Raw genomic sequence first — 16,501 nt, 5'->3', positions numbered from 1 at the left:
CACACCCACCAACCCCCACCCGTACCCCGGGAGACCACACCATGCCCCACCCCACCTGGCACAGGAGCAGCTACAGCGGAGCGGCACACCAAGAATGCGTCGAGGTCCGCGAAAACCCCCACAGTGTCGACCTGCGCGATGCCCAGCACCGGCACCTGGGCCAGGTCAGAGTGCAGCGACAGGAGTGGGTGGCTTTCCTGGGGCGGTGCGTACCGGGGAGCTGTAGCCAGGCCTCAGCTACCGCACGGGGCGGTTTACTGACTCGGGTGGGAGCTTCAGAACAGGGTGTCCCCCTCGGCCGGGGGCAGGCCGGACCGCTTCTTCCGGCTGCCCTTCGTCGACTCGTGCAACCCTGCCGCGACCTCGGCGGCGTAGCGCTCGTGGTTCAGCTCCAGCAGCCGGTCCAGGATCTCGATGCGCACCGCCGGGGCCACGGTGTAGCGGGTGCCCTGTCGGGTCTCGTGGAAGTCGTGCCCCAGGCCCTGGTCCAGCAGATCCGACCAGCCGTAGGCGCGCACCACCTCCTCGTCGATCCGCCGGTGGATCTCGCGTAGCTCGGCGATATCGGCGTCCCGGTTCTTCGGGTCATGCACCAGGTTGTAGGTGGCGGTCAGCCCCGCCTGCCGGGAAAGCATCAGCTCCCGGCGGTGAGAGTCCAGGTGCTCGCCGAGGGAGCGAAGTCCGTCCCTGAGCTCCGGACGGGGGAAGGTCTCGAAGACGTCGGAGGGTGAGTAGTTGATCCGAGATTCCAGTGTGGAGGTCCAGTTGATCGCCCACCAGTAGTGCGGTGCGCTGGACAGAAGGGCCAGCATCCCGGTGTCCTCACTGGCGAAAACGCCCAGCTTGTGCGCGAACACCTGCCCGGTCGGCACCAGCACCGGCATCACGGACTTGCTGACCAACGTCAGCACAATCACCCGGTCCAGGCCGGAGATGGCTGCGTAGAGTTCGGGGCGGGCCCGCTGGTAGAGCCACCAGGACTCCCGTGTACGTTTCTCTCCATGTTTGGCTCGCGCTGACCTGACTTCACGCAAGACTTGAGCATACGGGTCTGGATACTCCTTCGCCTTCTCCTCCGGCCAGTCGTGGAAGTTGATCACCCAGCGGCTGGCGGAGCAGTCCGGGCGGGAGTTGAGATCCTGGCCGTTGAGATAGGGGAAGAGCACTTCTCGGTTGCCAGGGGATTCGTCCATCATCTCCTGGGCCCGGACGGGAGCCAGGGTGAAACCAACTCCATCCAATTTCGACCCTTGATAGGCAAGATCTCTGTTTTCAGCGAGCTTTTCCGGCTTCCCGCTCACCCGGGACGCGGGGTCCAGGCTCGGGGTAATTCCCCGCACCGTCATCCCATCGGCGGTCCGGGGCGCCTCGTCTGCGAGTTTGGCCCGGCTGGTCCACACGGCGGCGTATTCCAGCACGGCGGACTTGGACGGCCACGGCTTGCTCTTGGTGGCCTGGCGGATGGTGACCCCGCGCTCAGTGAGCTGGTCCAGGGCCACCTCGCGGGTGTCGCCCTGGGCCAGGGTGTTGGTGGCGATCAGCCCGGTCTGCCCGCCACCGTTGAGCAACGAATGGGCTCTGAGTGCAAAATATGCCACCAAGTCACAGCGCCCACCGGCTCTGACTCCCCGGGCGATTATCTCGATGATGTGTTCCCGGTAAGCAGTTCCAAGCGGCTCTGTGATCTTCGTTCCCCCCAAAAACGGCGGGTTCCCGATCACCGCGTCGAACCCCGCTCCCCCGGGGCGCTGCTGGTCGAACACTTCGGGGAACACCAACGGCCAGTGCAGGGGGTCGCGGTCCAGGCCGTCGCTGGGGAGGTCGGTGGCGAGCCAGCGCTGGGCCTGGTCCTGCGCGTCGGCCTCGGCATTGGCCGCTGTGTCTTCCGTGGCTTCGGCCACCTTCCGGGCATAGTTGGCGGCTTCTAGCACGGTGCGGCGCTGTTCCCGGGCGTTGGCGCCGGAGCTGGCGAGCACCGCCCCCGTGGCGAGGTCGGCGAACAGCCCGGTGCGGGCCGTCTTCTCCTGGGCGGCGGCGAGCAGGCGGCGTTTCTGCTCCAGGGCATCCAGGGTGTCGGCGTCCAGGGTCGCCAGGTGGCGGCGGTCCGCGGCCACCTCGGCAACGAGGCTGCGCACGCCCGCGGTGAAGTCCAGCGCGGTGTTCTCGTGCTGCTCGCGGCCCCGCTTGGCGTCGAGGTCCATCACCTCCAGCTGGTCCAGGGAGGTGATGCCCAGCAACGAATCCCCGGGCACCAGCCGGTCGTCCAGGAAGGTGAACGGGCGGCCGGGGTCCATAGACACCAGCCACAGCGACAGTTTCGCCATCTCCACGGCCATCGGGTTGATGTCCGTGCCGTACAGGCAGTTCTCGATCACCTGCCGGCGGGCGGTCACCACCACCGGGTCGGCGGCCACGTCCACCTCGATGTCGCTGGCCGGAGTGTTCTCCCGCCAGGCGCGGGCGTGCTCGTCCCCGTCCTCGGCCCAGGCCTCCACGAGCCGGTTGGCGAGGTAGCGGCAGGCCGCCACGAGGAACGCGGCCGAGCCCATGGCGATGTCGGCGACCTTCAGGCTGAGGATCTCGCTGGCCGGGCGTAGCCGCCACTGGCTGGTGTCCGCGGTGTCCAGCGGCCCGGGCCGGTACACTAGCGGCTCCAGCGCGCCCTCGGCGACCTCTTCGGCAAGGTGGCGCGGGGTGTAGTGGGTGCCGGTGTTCTTGCGCAGCGCGGACTCGGTCATGTACAGCGCGCCGGGCAGCACCACCAGCGGTGCGCCGCGCAGGTCCTGGCGGATGATCCGGTAGAACGGCAGCAGCCGCCGGCGCAGTTCGGGGTCCGGCACGGCCTCGCGCAGCCGGTTCTGCGCCTCGGCGTGTTCCGCCTCGTCCAGGGGCTGGAGTTTCGCGGTCAGCGCCTTGGGGGTGCCGATCTTGGAGTCTTTGAAGCGGCTGGCCAGCTGCGCGGCCAGGTCCTCGGGCTGGGGGTGGGTGCTGGCGAGCTCCTCCAGCTGCGCCAGCGGCACCTCGTCCTCGATGCCGGGCTTGCCGATCAGGCCCACCATGGTTTCGGTGGCGCGGTAGCCCTCGTGGTCCAGCAGCCCCTCGTAGACGTAGCCGATCTCCTCCACGTCCAGGGTGCGGAAGGTGACGGTGCGCAGCTCGGCGCCGATGGTGACGTGCCGCACCGCGCGCAGCATGCGCAGCACGGTGCGGTCGTTGACCGGCAGCGGCCGGTCCGCTATGCCCGCGGCGAGCCAGGGGAACTGCTCCGGGGAGAACAGGGAGCCATCGTGCGCGGCCAGCGGCATGTCCGGATGGTCCACACCCTGGTACACGGCGGTGAACAGGGCCAGCAGCCGGTGCCAGCCGCGGTAGGTGTGCTCCAGCTCGCCCTCGTTGCCACCGGCGTCGCGCAGCCGCTGTTCCAGCTGCTCGTACAGCCGCACCACCGAGTAGGCCTCGGCGTACAGCTCATTGTCCGAGGGCAGCAGCCGGCGTTCCTCGGCGAACAGCAGGAACACCACCCGCATCATCACCGAGACCGCGCCCCGGTACACCTCGTGGGCGGGCACGTCCCGCAGGCCCGGACCGCCGCGGTGCCGGTCCTGCACGTCGGCGTGGCTGGCCGCCGCCACCAGCATCTCCACCGCCTGGCGCACCTGCACGCCGAGCTGCTCGGTGAGATCTTCCTGCTGGTTGACGCTTTCGTACAGCAGGGCGGGCAGCCGCTGTTCCGCGGGCACGGTCAGGAACCGGCGGCGTTGCAGCAGCGACACGAAGGCGCGCACCACGACGCGTTCGGCGACCGTAGGCCAGTCCACCGCGTCGAAGGTGGCGGTGGTGGTGACCCCGCGAAGTGGGGCCCACACCAGGGTCCACCAACGGCCGTCGGTGGCCAGACCCAGTTCCACCCCGTGGCGGCGGCACTGGTGCGCCAGCCGGTCGGCGGGGGTGGCAGCCCAGGAGGAGCCGGGGATGCGGCGGGTGGGCGGGCCGTCGCTGATGGTGCCGAGCAGCAGCGGGTTCGCGCTGCCGGGCTCCAGCAGCGCGAAGCTGGGCCGCAGCGTGGTCTCGTGCTCGGGCACCTCGGTGGCCAGCGGCTCCAACGCCTCGGGGTCCTGGTCGGCGAAGCGCACGTCGTCGCCCCAGCCGAGGAGGTCCCGCAGCACGAAGTCGATCCAGTCGCGGGCCTGGCCGGTGTCCTGCCACTGGCGGTGCTCCAGCCGCAGCCGGTCGCGGGTGGGTTTGTCCACCGCCTCCAGGTCCGGCCAGTGCCGCACCAGCACCGGCAGGGACAGGAAGGGGCCGTTCACCTCCACCAGGTCCAGCCAGTCCAGGTGGGCGCGTTTCCGGTCGGTGGAGCTGGTGCCCGGGCCGAACCGCCGTCTCATCGCGTTGCCTCCCGTGCCGGTACGACGAACACCACCGCCACCGGGAACGACAGTGGCTGCGGGTCGGTGTAGCGGGCGGCGACCTTGGCGAGTTCGCGGTCGCGCTCCGCGTCGAGTTCGTCCAGCCGCCGCTGCCACTTCTGGCGGTCCTGGCGGTACTGCGCCAGCTCTTTGCTGTCCTTGGCGGCCTCGGCGCGGCTGAACAGGGTGCCTTCGTCCTCGTCATCGGCGAGCGCGGTGCGCAGACTGGCGGCGAAGCGGTCGAAGTTGCTGATGATGCGGTCGCGTTCGCTCTCGGCGCGCTGCGCGAGTTTGTGTTCCAGGGAGGCCTGCCGGTCGCGGGTGCGCCAGTCGATGGCGCGCAGCAGCCCGTCGCGGGCCTGCGGCCAGGACTCGACGAGGCGGTCCTGCACCAGCGGGGCGGCGGCCTGCCCGTGGGTCAGTGCCCGGTCCAGCAGCCCGCCGAGGGTGGTGAGGTTCTCCAGGCGGCGGAACCGACCGGTGGGTGGGAGCCAGCCGCCGGCGTGCAGGATCTCCTCGTGCAGCCGGATGCCGTCCGCGCCCACCAGCACGAACCGGCTGAACGCGCCGACGAGGGTGTGTTCCAGCTCGGGGTCGTCGCTGACGATGGCGGCCACCCGGTGCAGCCCGGCGTTGGTGTTCCACACCGCGGCGCGTAGCAGTCGGGTGGCCATGGTCACCAGCGGGTGGCCCAGGTGGGCCAGCACCACGTCGTCGCGGCCGCGCGCGACCTCCGGGGTGAAGGTGATCGGGCGCTGGTAGTGGTCCAGGGGATGGTCCAGCCCGTGTAGGGCCCGCGCCCAGGAGCGGGTGAGGGGCGGCACGTCGAACATGCCCTCGGCCAGGTGCCGCTCGTCCAGGTGGGGGGTGAGCTGCTGTTCCCCGTCCAGATCCAGGGCGGTGTCCACGACGCGGCGGATGTTGTCCGGGGTGATGCGTAGCTGCTGCACGGCGGTGTCCAGCTCGCGGGTGAGCCGCCGCACCTGTTCGCCCACGTTGGTGTCCGCGGCGAGCTGGGTGCTGCGGTTTCCGCGGGTGCCGGGCGAGCCGTGCTGCCGTACCGCGCCCTCGATGTCCACATCGGTGACCTGGCCGAGCATGCGCTGCTGCACCGCCCCGGCCAGGACGGCGTTCACCCGGCCCAGGTCCTCCTCCATGCGGGACACCTTGTTCGCCACCCGCGCCAGAAACTCCATATCGGCGTCCTGGGGGCCGCCGCCCACGCCCATGAAGTGCCGCACCTCGGGGGGATGCTGCTGGCCGTAGCGGTCGATGCGGCCGATGCGCTGCTCCAGCTTATTCGGGTTGAACGGGATGTCGTAGTTCACCAGCCGGTGGCAGTGCCGTTGCAGGTCGATGCCTTCGCTGGCGGAGTCGGTGGCCACCAGGATCCGCACCGGATGCTCGTCCGGGTCGGCCTGGAACGCCAGCCGCAGCCGTTCCCGCTCGGCCGGGTCCATGCCGCCGTAGAGCTGCTCCAGCCGCTGGGCGCCCAGGCCCTCCTGGGTGAGCAGGTCCACCAGCCACATTTGGGTGTCGCGGTACTCGGTGAACACGATGACGCGCTCGTTGGTCCAGGTGCTGCCGTCTGGGCGGCACACCGCCGTCAGATACTCGATGAGCCGGCGGGCTTTGGCGTCGGGCTGGGCCTCGTGCCGCTCGGCCCACTGCCGCATCTGCTCCAGCAGTGTGACCTCCGGGTCGGTGGCCGGCTCCTGGAGCCGCGCGGAGCGGCCCAGCGCGTCCTGTTCGGCCTCCTCCAGCGCCTCGTCGTCCAGGACCGCGGTGTCGTCGAGATGGTCTTGCAGCCAGTCCGGAACCGTGTCGTCGTCCGCGCCGCCGCCCGAGGCTGGGCCGGGGACTCCGCCGCCGGGGCGGCGGGCGCGCAGCGTGTCCAGGTACACCCCCACGGTATGCCCGAAGGCGCGCGGGGAGGAGAACAGGCGCTTCTTCAACAGCAGGGTCACCAGGTCCGCGGCGCGCCGGCCCGCTTTTTTCGTGGCCCGCTGCCGGCGGGCGGCGGCGAACTCCTCCACGAGCGCGTGCGCCGCACGCTCGTCGTCGGGATACTCCACCGCCAGCGCCTGGGCGTCGCGTTCGGCGAACCGGGGGCGTCCGTCCGGCTCCACGATGTCGCGTTTCAGGCGCCGCACCACGGTTTCGGCGCGGGCGGCCGGGTCTGGTTCCACGCCGCGGGCGAAACGCTGGTCGTCCAGGATCTCCAGCAGTGCGGTGAACGATTCGGCGTAGCCGTTGTGGGGGGTGGCGGACAGGAACAGGCGGTGTTCGAAGTGCGGGGCGAGGCGCCGTAGCAGCTTGGTCTGCTGGGAGTCCACGGCGTAGGCCTGCTTGGGTGCGGCCGGGGCCACATGGTGGGCCTCGTCCAGGATCAGCAGGTCGAAGAACCGGGTGGTGGGCTCGGACTCCGGGGGCAGGGCCTCGTTCAGCAGCCGCTGCGCGCGGGCGCCGCGCAGCCACGGCAGGCTCACGATGGTGCGGGGGTAGACGTGGAAGGGGTTGGCGGCCGAGCCGTGGCTGCGTTTGAGCGTGGCCAGCTGTGCGGCGTCGACAACGGTGAAGTCCAGGCCGAACTTGTCGCGCATCTCGTCGCGCCACTTGAGGGTGAGCCCGGCCGGGCACACGATCATGATGCGGTGCGCGCGGTGCCGCAGCACCAGCTCCAGCGCGACCAGCCCGGCCTCGATCGTTTTGCCCAGGCCCACGTCGTCGGACAGCAGCTGGTTCACGCGCGGGGCCTCCACCGCGCGCGCCACCGGCTCCAGTTGGTAGCCCTCCACGGTCACGCCGCTGCGGAACGGGGCCTGGAGCCGGCGCACGTCCGCGGAGGTGACCGCGGACCAGCGCACCGCGTCCAGGAACGCGGCGAGGTGCTCCGGCGGGTCGAAGCCGGCGGGGGTGACCTCGGGCAGGGAGCGGGCGGGCAGCACCTGCCGGCCCGGTTCCAGTTCCCAGATCACCGGGAGCGTGTCGCCGTAGCGGCCGTCCTCCACGCTTTGCAGGTCCAGCCGGGTGGTGGTGTCGCTGCCGGGGTGCCGGTCGGCGACCACCCAGCGTTGCCCGCGCACCTCCACCAGGGCCCCAACCTCGGGTGTCTGCGATGCGGCCGTGGGGGCGGTCATCCGGGGCTCCTCGCGTGCGTTCCGGGGCGGCTGGGCGAACGTGCCCCCATCGTGGCACGAGACCGGCGCGGGTGGGCCAGCTGCGCGGGTTCGCAGCTAGATGTGCGTAGGCAGGAAACGCGAAACCACCGAAAATGATCTTGAATGCAGAATGATCATTTACCGGATCGTCCCTGGTCAGTAAGGACGTGACGACCCACCTCTACCCAGCCACCAAAACCACGTGATATCTGGGAGTGCGTAGGAAAAATCCGGAGTGCAGGTTATGGAGTGCGTGTGGATCCGTGGAAACAGGGGCTGCTCCGCCTCATGCTTCAGACCAAACTGAGCCAGCTCCACGGCGAAGCGTTCGAGACATTCTTCCACGACCTGATGCAGTGCGCTGATCCCAGTGACTTTGAAGCGGAACGAAAGCAGCCAATCGGACCATGCGGGAAATATGACCATTCAGCGAACATAGAGGCTTATACAAAAGTCCCACTGAAGTGGACGCAGATTTCGGATTCACCAGACAAAGCAATGACCCCTACGGGACAATGAAAAGGTTCCAACCAAAGAATCTTGCCACCCGGAGAGGTCATTGCACATCAATTCTAGCACAGGTTTGACGTCCGATCAGTTCAACGAACTTGTCGATCGTCTTGGTCGACGAATCTTGTGAGACAAGGGCACCGGAAGACCAAGAGTCCTCACCCTTCGGCAGGCGACAAAAGCCACTGTCATGTACTTCAAGACGAACGTCAGCGTAGAACTGATTGCAGAGCTACTCTTCGTCGATCAGGCAACAATTTCTCGCGCTATCTGTGAACTCAAGGAACCTATCGCCGATGTGCTACACGAGTTCGTTCCTGATCCGGCCGATGAGGTTGACGGGCGGGTTGGCGTGGTCGATGGGCCGCTGTGTCCTTCCTGGTCATGGTCGGATGCACCCGAGCTCTACTCCGGCAATCACAAGACCACGGGCCACAACCACCAGTTCGCCTGCGATCTGTCCGGGGAACTCCTCCACGTGTCTTACCCGTCTCCCGGAAGTACACATGACGCTAAAGCCTTTGGCGAATCTGTACTTAACACGATCCTGAACTCAAGCAACTCCATCGGCGATAAAGGATACATCGATGTTGACCCAATAACGCCGTTCCGAAAGCCACAGGGAGGCGAGCTCTTGGATTGACAAGAAGAATTTACCACGAATATCAACAAGATTGGCTATGTCATCGAACGGGCGATCGCGAACTTCAAAACGTCGCGGTGTATGTTCACAGACTATCGGAGGCCACTTCGCAGTTACGCCACTGCCTTTCGTGCAGTCCGAGCACTCCACTTCTTCGAACTACGTTCTACATAAGCCTCCGTGCATTGAGAATATCCATGTCCCTCACGCGAGAAAGGCTGTTGCCATGGGACACACGCCACATCAGCACACCTCCCCCTCACCCACCACCCCGACGAGCACTAGGGTTGAGCCGCTACGGTTTGTCTGGTTGGAGATCACCGGAAAATGTCAGCTTGAGTGCTCGCACTGCTACGCATCCAGCGGCCCCGACGGCACCCACGGCACCATGAACAGCAACGATTGGCGGCGCGTCATCGACCAGGCCGCAGCCTGCGGCGCGGGCATGGTGCAGTTCATCGGCGGCGAGCCGACCCTGCACCCCGATCTCGAACCACTGGTGACCCACGCGCTGTCCTGCGGACTGGAGGTGGAGGTGTTCTCCAACCTGGTCCACGTTCCGCCCCAGTTGTGGGAGGTGTTCGACCGCCCCGGCGTTCGTCTGGCAACGAGCTGGTACTCCGATGATCCCCAGGAACACGCCGCCGTCACCGGCCGACCCACCCATGCCCGCACGCGCGCTAACATCGCCGAAGCCAAGCGCCGCGAGATCCCCTTGCGCGTCGGTGTTATTGGAGTTCTGGGGGCACAGCGCAGCGACCAGGCACGGCAGGAGTTGACCACGCTCGGGGTCGATGAGGTCCGCTACGACGATCTACGCGGTGTCGGGCGCGGTGCCCCCGACACCAGCCCACCGGACACCTCGGTGCTGTGCGGACGCTACGCACACGGCAACCTCGCCATCGCCCCGGACGGTACGGTCTGGCCGTGCGTGTTCACGCGCTGGCTCTCGGTCGGCAACGTGCGCGAACAATCGCTGGACGCCATCCTCGGCAGCGATCGAATGGCTACCGTGGTAGGGCAGCTACGAGAAGAGTTCACCCACCGCGCGGTGTGCGTACCCAAGATGTGCGACCCGCAGTGCGGTCCCTCGTGCAGCCCGGCCTGTGAGCCGAAGGGAGACTGCATTCCCGCCGGGACCTGCGCCCCGAACTACGAGTAACTGAGCAGAGGAGCAGCGTGCTTGTCCAAGGCGTCGACATCCCGGACGGACTGCTGTCCCTAGACCGTGACCAGTGGCCCTATACGGTGCCCGCCGTCCACGACATCCTGACCGATGGTCTAGAGCTACGCCGTCCGGTCACGTTCCTGGTCGGTGAGAACGGTTCGGGCAAGTCCACCATCGTGGAGGCCATCGCCGAAGCCTACGGGCTGGACGCACGCGGGGGACGCGCCGGACGCAAGTACGCCAACGACCGCCCCAAGACCCCCTTGGGCGAGGCTCTTCGCCTGGACCTGACCGTAGACGGCGCCCGGCAGATGCGGGCCGGGCGCCGCCACAAGCAGGGCTACTTCCTGCGGGCGGAAACCACGTTCGGCTTCGCCGAAGTCGTCTCCGGAATGCACGGCTACTGGGAGGAGAACCTCACCGAGCACAGCCACGGGGAAGGCTTCCTGATCATCCTGAACGCCATGTTCGACCGACCCGGCCTCTACCTCATGGACGAACCGGAAGCCGCCCTGTCGTTCATGTCGTGCCTGCGTCTGGTCAACCTCATGCACGAGCTGGGCGAGAACGGATCGCAGATCATCTGCGCCACCCACAGCCCGATCCTTGCCGCCACCCCCGGCGCCGACATCATCGAAGTGGGCGGGCACGGCGCCCGGCACACCACCTGGGACCGCCTGGAGCTGGTCGACCACTGGCGGCGCTACCTGGCCAACCCGGACAAGTACCTCCGGCACCTCATCGACCCATGAGCACCGCACAAGCCCTCGCCAACCAGCGCCACCGTGCCTATCTGCACGAGGCACTCAGCCACGCCGCCGAACACTTCCACCTCACCCTGTGCGACCCGCCGCTGTTCGGATGGCACGACCGCACCATCGGAGCACGGGCCACCAGCCCGCACGGCGAGCGCTGGCTGCGTGTCACCTCGGAAAACTTCCGCTGGGCCAGCGGCAACTACTGGACCGGCAACGCCGACGCCACCGCCATCACCGGAGTGCCCAAACCCGCCGTCCTCGACGTCTACGAATGGGACGACACCCCCAACCGGTTGCGCGCCGAAGTCATGACCCTGCTCTGCGGAGACGTCTGCTCGCCCACCAACGAACTCCGCAACGACCTGGACCTCCCCCCCACATGGTGGGACGACCTTCACCAGGCACTCAATCACCTTGCCTCAACCCCCACAAGCCGCGTGGCCGTTGACCAGGCCACCATCACCCGCCGACTGTCGGTCTTCTTCGGCGACGCCATCGACCCGACCGTGAGCGAATGGACCACCGCCCACGGCGACCTGCACTGGAACAACCTGATCGGCCCGCACCTAGGCATCCTGGACTGGGAAAGCTGGGGAACCGCTCCTGCCGGACTCGACGCCGCCACCCTGTACTGCCACAGCTTGTTGGTTCCGGAAACAGCCGCACGGGTCCGTGAGGCGTTCGCCGAACAGCTCGACACCCCCGACGGCATCCGGGCACAGCTCTACGCCATCACCCGGCTCTTGCTGCGCATCGAACGCGGCGACCACGACGACCTGGCGATCCCCCTCCATCGGCACGCGGCATCGCTCATCAATCGCCGCTAACCAGCGTCGCGACCGCAATCCGGGCACATAGGGGGAGCAATCGAAGTAGCGCAAGACCGCTGCGTACGCAAACCACACGCAGTGCGTGTGCACTGCACACGCAAGGGCATGTACAGACAGAGCCGCAGGAACGCAACATGTGCCCCCACCTGCGACGATCATACGCAGAGCTGCTGAAGAAGCGGCACGCACGAGCTGAAAGTCACAGTCCGGTATCGGTCTTCGTGGTCACGGTCGCGGGCGAAGCCGTGCAGGGCCTCGGCGGCGGTCAGCACCTCGCGCGTGTCCGGACGCACCACCAAATGGCCGCTCTGTCGGTTGGTCCAGAGACGGGCGTGCACCCGGCCGGCTGCGTCCAGGAAACTCACCTCGCCGGGCTCGGGATGCTCCGTCTCACCACCGAGGGGCACAGAGTGTTCGGTGCCCGCCGCGTAGCCCACCTCGATTCCCGTGGTGACGCGGGCAGTGTCGAGCCCCGCCACGGGGATCGCGAAGTACACCGAGGCGTCGTTGCACAGGTCCACCACCGGATGCACCCGGGGTCGTGCACCGCCTCGGCGCAACCGCCGCAACAGCGACTCCGCCGCGCATCGGTACTGGGTGGGCCGTACGCCCAGCCGGGTGACGGCCCGGCGCCACGCCTGGGTCTCCGGCAGCTGTGCCTCGGTGCCGCTACGCAGCCGGCCGCGCGCCGCCACGGATCGCTGGGATGTGCCATACTCGTGATTGGTCAATTGCCCAAGGCGATCGTCTAGGTCAAGGGTGGGGGTTCCAGGTGGAAACGGCGACGGAACAGGGACGCCAGGTGCGGCAACGGCTATGTGGGGCCGCGGTCGAGCTGATCGCCGAACGCGGCTGGTCCGCGGTGAGTACCCGGGCACTGGCCGACCGGGCCGGGGTCACGCCGGGGCTGGTGCACTACCACTACGCCTCGGTGTCGGCCCTGCTACGGGAGGCCGCGATCGGGGTCATCAGTGCCGTCGCCCACGACCTCAGCGCCCACCTGGACACCCGAACCACGCTCACGGCGGGCATCGACGGGCTGCTGGCGGAACTGGACACCTACCCGGGGGACGACCCCACCAGCCAGCTCTTTCTGGAAGCCGTACTCGCCGCGACCCGCGACGCGGAACTTCACCGCAGCATCGCCGAGATCCTGGGGCGGTTCCGCGACACCCTCACAGGCTGGCTGGAAGCCCACGGTGTGGCCGAACCCGCCGCGACCGCCGGGGTTCTCGCCGCCGCCATCGACGGCATGATGCTCCACCGGGCCACCAATCCGCAGCTGACCGCGCCAGCTGCCGCGTCCGTCCTGCGCCGCCTCGTCACCAGTCACCTCGCACAACCCACCGAGGAGCCCGAATGAGCGACACCACGCCCCAGTCGAAGCAGGCGCCCCGGGCCATCGTCGTCGGCGCCGGAATCGCCGGACTCACCCTCGCCAACCGCCTGGACACCCACGGCTGGCACGTCACCGTTGTGGAACGTGCTCCCGGCCCCCGACCCCAGGGCTACATGATCGACTTCTTCGGTCCGGGGCACGACGCCGCGGCGGCCATGGGCCTCCTGCCCCGGATCCGGGAGCTGGGGCACGACGTGCAGGAAGCGGTACTCGTGGACGAACGCGGACGCAGGCGCGCGGCCATCGCTTTCGAGCAGTTCGCCCGATCCCTCGACAGCGGCCTCGTCTCGCTCATGCGCCCGGACCTCGAACGTGCCCTGCGCGAGGCGCTACCCGAACGCGTGGAGATGCGCTTCGGCACCGCCCCGGTGCGGGTCGCCGACGGCGCGGACGCCGACACCGTCCGCGTCGAGCTGACCAGTGGCGAGACTCTGGACGCCGAACTGCTCGCCGGCGCCGACGGTATCCACTCCACAGTGCGCGGTCTCGTCTTCGGCTCCGAGCGGGACTATCTCCGCTTCCTTGGCTTCCACACCTCCGCGTTCCAGTTCCGCGACGCCCGGATCCACGCCGCCACGGCCGGGCGCTTCCTGATGACCGACAGTCTCGGTGCGCAGCTGGGCCTCTACGCGCTGGACGACGACCGCGTGGCGGCGTTCACCGTCCACCGCACTGCGGATGCGACCCTGCCAGGCGACGCCCGCCAGGCCGTGCGTAGCGCATGCGCCGGGCTGGACTGGGTGGTTCCCGACGTGCTGGAGCTGTGCCCGCCGGGCGACGAGGTCTACTACGACCAGGTCGCCCAAATCGAGATGGACCGCTGGAGCCAGGGTCGGACCGTGCTGCTGGGGGACGCCTGCCAGGCGGTGTCGTTGCTGGCGGGGCAGGGTGCGTCTTTGGCGGTCGGCGGCGCCTTCGTGCTTGCCGAGGAGCTCGCGCGGTCCGCGTCCGTGCCCGAGGCACTGCACCGCTACGAGCAGAGGTGGCGGCCCGTGGTCACCGAGCGCCAGCGTGCCGCCCGCACGGGCACCTCGTGGTTCCTGCCCGCAGACCCGGTACGGCTGTGGCTGCGCCGGCTGTTCCTCAACATCGCCACGCTGCCCGGGGTGGGACGCCTGATCGCCACGAGCCTCACCGGCAAGCCCAGCCGCGTAGTCCGGGACCTCGTCCCCGCCGAAACCCCGACGCCGCGGGGGCATTAGCCGCGCCAACGCGGCCCGGGCACACTCCCGGACGCTGCCGAGCCCCAGCGACTCTGCCCCAGACTTCGCGGGAATCCGCGGCAGCCCCTGTGCGCGAGCCGCGGCGCTGGCTAGCCTGGGCCCGTGGCCCCACCGTCCCCCGAAGCCGAGTCGGCTGCCGCGGAGTTCGAGCGGCAGCGGCCACGGTTGTTCGCACTCGCCTACCGGATGCTCGGCTCGGCAGCGGAGGCCGAGGACGCGGTCCAGGACACCTACCTGCGCTGGGCGGCGGCCGACCGGGACGGGATCGAGGTCCCCGAGGCCTGGCTCGCCACAGTCCTCACCCGGCAGTGCCTGAACCGGCTGGGCTCGGCCCGCGCGCGCCGGGAGGCCTACGTCGGTCCGTGGCTGCCGGAACCAGTGCTCACCCCGGATCCGGCGCTGGGGCCCCTGGAGACCGTGGAACAACGCGAGTCGGTGTCCATGGCGCTGCTGATGCTGCTGGAACAGCTCACTCCGCCGGAGCGCGCCGCGTTCGTGCTGCGGGAGGCCTTCGCCTACAGCCACCGCGCCGTCGCGGAGACCATCGGGGTCAGCGAGGCTAACGCCCAGCAGCTGTATCGGCGCGCGCGCCAGCGGGTCACCGAGAACGGACCTCGCCGCTTTTCCGCTGCCGAACCGGAACACCAGCGCATCGTGGAACGGTTCTTCGCCGCCGCCAGCGGCGAGGATCCCTCTCAGCTTGAGGCGCTGCTGGCCGCGGAGGTGACCTCGTGGGCGGACGGTGGCGGCCGGGTCGCCGCGGCCCGCCGGCCCGTCGTGGGGGCGAGCAAGGTGGCCCGGCTCCTGCGCGGCCTCGTCGATCGGCTCCCGCCGCAGGTCGCCGCGCACATCGGCCACGGCACGCTGGAAGCCCACGCCACGGAGGCCAACGCCCGACCCGCGCTGCTCATCACCTTGGACGGATCGGTGATCGCAGTGAGCACTCTCGAGGTCCACGACGGAATCGTCACCACCATGCATACCACCGCCAACCCGGAGAAACTGGCATTCGTGGACCGACAGTGGAAGCAGGTGGCGGCACCGATGCCGCTGTGGCGAGTCGAGGCCTAACCCACCCCTTCTCTGTGACTCAGATCACCATCCCGTACTGTCAGGAACCGCCGCCGCGCTCGGTTCAGGGGGTGACGCACCAGACGGCGTCGCCCGGCCTACCGGGGGCGCCACTGACAACGGAAGGTGGCTGCTCATGCGTCATCGCATCGTGGTCCTGGGAGCCGGGTACGCCGGCCTGATCGCGGCAAAGCGAATCGCCGCCCAGCTCCGGGCCGAAACCGTGGACGTGACCCTGGTGAACGCCGATCCGGACTTCGTGGAACGGATCCGGTTGCATCAGGTGGCTGCCAACCAGCAGCTGCCGCGCCGCCCGCTGGTGGAACTCCTGCACGGCACCTGCGTGCAGCTGGTTGTCGATCGGGTGGTCCGCCTGGACGTGGAACACCGCGAGGTAGAGCTGGCGGCAGACGGCGCCGGACGCACGCTTGGCTACGACACCCTGGTCTACGCCCTGGGCAGCGTCACCGACACCGGTTCGGTACCCGGGGCCGCCGAGCACACCTGGTCAGTGTCGGGCGCCGCAGACGCCGCCGCACTGCGCCAGCGTCTCGCCGAGCGGGAGGCCCAGGCCGTGGCGGTAGTCGGTGGGGGGCTGACCGGGATCGAGACCGCGACCGAGCTCGCCGAGAGCTACCCGGAGCACCGGGTGATGCTCCTGGACGCCGGCCGGGTCGGCGGGTGGCTCTCGACACCGGCGCAGCGGCACCTGCGGCGTGTCCTGGATCGCCTCGACGTGGAGGTGCGCGACGAGACGAGTGTCAGCACGGTAAATCCGGAGACCCTGATCACCCCCGATGGCACGGAGATCCCGGCAGACACGACGGTGTGGGCCGCGGGCTTCCGGCCGCCGGAGATCGCGCGGGAGGCCGGGTTGGCCGTGACACCCACGGGACGCATCCAGGTGGACGCCACCATGCGGTCCCGGTCGCACCCGGAGGTGTACGCGGTTGGGGACGCGGCCGCGGTGGCGGGCCCGGGCGGGGCCGAACTACGGATGTGTTGCGCGGCCGGGAGCCCGATGGCAGGGAAGGCCGCGGATGTGATCGCCGCCCGGCTGACCGGACGTCGGCCCGGAACGTTCTGGTTCCGGTTCTTCGGCCAGTGCGTCAGCCTGGGTCGCAACGACGGGCTCGTCCAGCTCGTGCGGGCCGACGACACTGTGACCGGACGCGTCCTCACCGGCCGGAAGGCGGCGCGGGTCAAGGAGTTCATCTCTCGTGGCGCGGCGTGGCCCGTACGCCACCCCGGCCCCTACCGGCCGGTTCGCCGCCGTCCCGCACAGATCGCTGCGCTGCGGACCGAGTCCGCCAACCGCTGAGGCCGACG

General features: G+C 68.9%; 11 protein-coding genes and 1 pseudogene. 9 read left to right on the top strand and 3 right to left on the bottom strand.

Going from position 1 to position 16,501, the window contains the following annotated elements:
- Window positions 1-41: 41 nt before the first annotated feature.
- Window positions 42-191 (top strand): annotated as a pseudogene (locus RIF23_RS15985) (DUF397 domain-containing protein); the annotation flags it as partial.
- 84 nt (window positions 192-275) lie between these two features.
- Here the strand turns inward: RIF23_RS15985 and RIF23_RS15980 are convergent.
- Window positions 276-4,388: an Eco57I restriction-modification methylase domain-containing protein gene (locus RIF23_RS15980; RefSeq protein ID WP_310913357.1), complete on the bottom strand. Its 4,113-nt coding sequence runs from the start codon at window positions 4,386-4,388 to the stop codon at window positions 276-278.
- Window positions 4,385-7,549: a DISARM system SNF2-like helicase DrmD gene (gene drmD / locus RIF23_RS15975; RefSeq protein ID WP_310913356.1), complete on the bottom strand. Its 3,165-nt coding sequence runs from the start codon at window positions 7,547-7,549 to the stop codon at window positions 4,385-4,387. Before drmD ends, RIF23_RS15980 begins: the two co-directional genes overlap by 4 nt.
- Window positions 7,550-8,270: 721 nt before the next feature.
- On the opposite strand from drmD, the gene RIF23_RS15970 reads away from it, so the two are divergent.
- The 4 genes from RIF23_RS15970 (at window position 8,271) to RIF23_RS15955 (ending at window position 11,476) form a co-directional block, all read left to right on the top strand.
- Window positions 8,271-8,723 (top strand): transposase family protein, encoded by a 453-nt coding sequence (locus RIF23_RS15970; protein ID WP_310913355.1) that lies wholly within the window; start codon window positions 8,271-8,273, stop codon window positions 8,721-8,723.
- 310 nt (window positions 8,724-9,033) lie between these two features.
- Window positions 9,034-9,885: a radical SAM protein gene (locus RIF23_RS15965; protein WP_310913496.1), complete on the top strand. Its 852-nt coding sequence runs from the start codon at window positions 9,034-9,036 to the stop codon at window positions 9,883-9,885.
- 17 nt (window positions 9,886-9,902) lie between these two features.
- Window positions 9,903-10,643, top strand: a complete 741-nt coding sequence (locus tag RIF23_RS15960; RefSeq protein WP_310913354.1) for an AAA family ATPase — start codon at window positions 9,903-9,905, stop codon at window positions 10,641-10,643.
- On the top strand, window positions 10,640-11,476 hold the full coding sequence (locus tag RIF23_RS15955) for a phosphotransferase (RefSeq protein ID WP_310913353.1): 837 nt from the start codon (window positions 10,640-10,642) through the stop codon (window positions 11,474-11,476). The genes RIF23_RS15960 and RIF23_RS15955 overlap by 4 nt, the downstream gene beginning before the upstream one ends.
- Window positions 11,477-11,634: 158 nt before the next feature.
- On the opposite strand, the gene RIF23_RS15950 is transcribed toward RIF23_RS15955, so the two are convergent.
- Window positions 11,635-12,210, bottom strand: coding sequence for a phenylalanine--tRNA ligase beta subunit-related protein (locus RIF23_RS15950; protein ID WP_310913352.1), 576 nt, complete (start codon window positions 12,208-12,210; stop codon window positions 11,635-11,637).
- Window positions 12,211-12,251: 41 nt separating this feature from the next.
- Here RIF23_RS15950 and RIF23_RS15945 point away from each other — a divergent pair, with 41 nt between their 5' ends.
- The 4 genes from RIF23_RS15945 to RIF23_RS15930 all read left to right on the top strand — a co-directional run bounded on the left by RIF23_RS15945 (window position 12,252) and on the right by RIF23_RS15930 (window position 16,493).
- Window positions 12,252-12,842 carry a TetR/AcrR family transcriptional regulator gene (locus tag RIF23_RS15945; protein ID WP_310913351.1) on the top strand — a complete coding sequence of 197 codons (591 nt, stop codon included), beginning with the start codon at window positions 12,252-12,254 and terminating at the stop codon, window positions 12,840-12,842.
- Window positions 12,839-14,080, top strand: a complete 1,242-nt coding sequence (locus RIF23_RS15940) for an FAD-dependent monooxygenase (protein ID WP_310913350.1) — start codon at window positions 12,839-12,841, stop codon at window positions 14,078-14,080. Before RIF23_RS15945 ends, RIF23_RS15940 begins: the two co-directional genes overlap by 4 nt.
- A 123-nt stretch (window positions 14,081-14,203) precedes the next feature.
- Complete coding sequence (locus tag RIF23_RS15935; RefSeq protein ID WP_310913349.1) at window positions 14,204-15,172, top strand: RNA polymerase sigma-70 factor; 969 nt, start codon at window positions 14,204-14,206, stop codon at window positions 15,170-15,172.
- 136 nt (window positions 15,173-15,308) lie between these two features.
- Entirely contained in the window at window positions 15,309-16,493 is a 1,185-nt protein-coding gene (locus tag RIF23_RS15930) for an NAD(P)/FAD-dependent oxidoreductase (RefSeq protein WP_310913348.1), read from the top strand.
- Window positions 16,494-16,501: the final 8 nt, after the last annotated feature.

Source organism: Lipingzhangella rawalii (genome assembly GCF_031628175.1).
GTDB lineage: Bacteria > Actinomycetota > Actinomycetes > Streptosporangiales > Streptosporangiaceae > Lipingzhangella_A > Lipingzhangella_A rawalii.
Note: the sequence above shows the minus strand (reverse complement) of the source record. Positions and strands in the feature narration are given on the sequence as shown.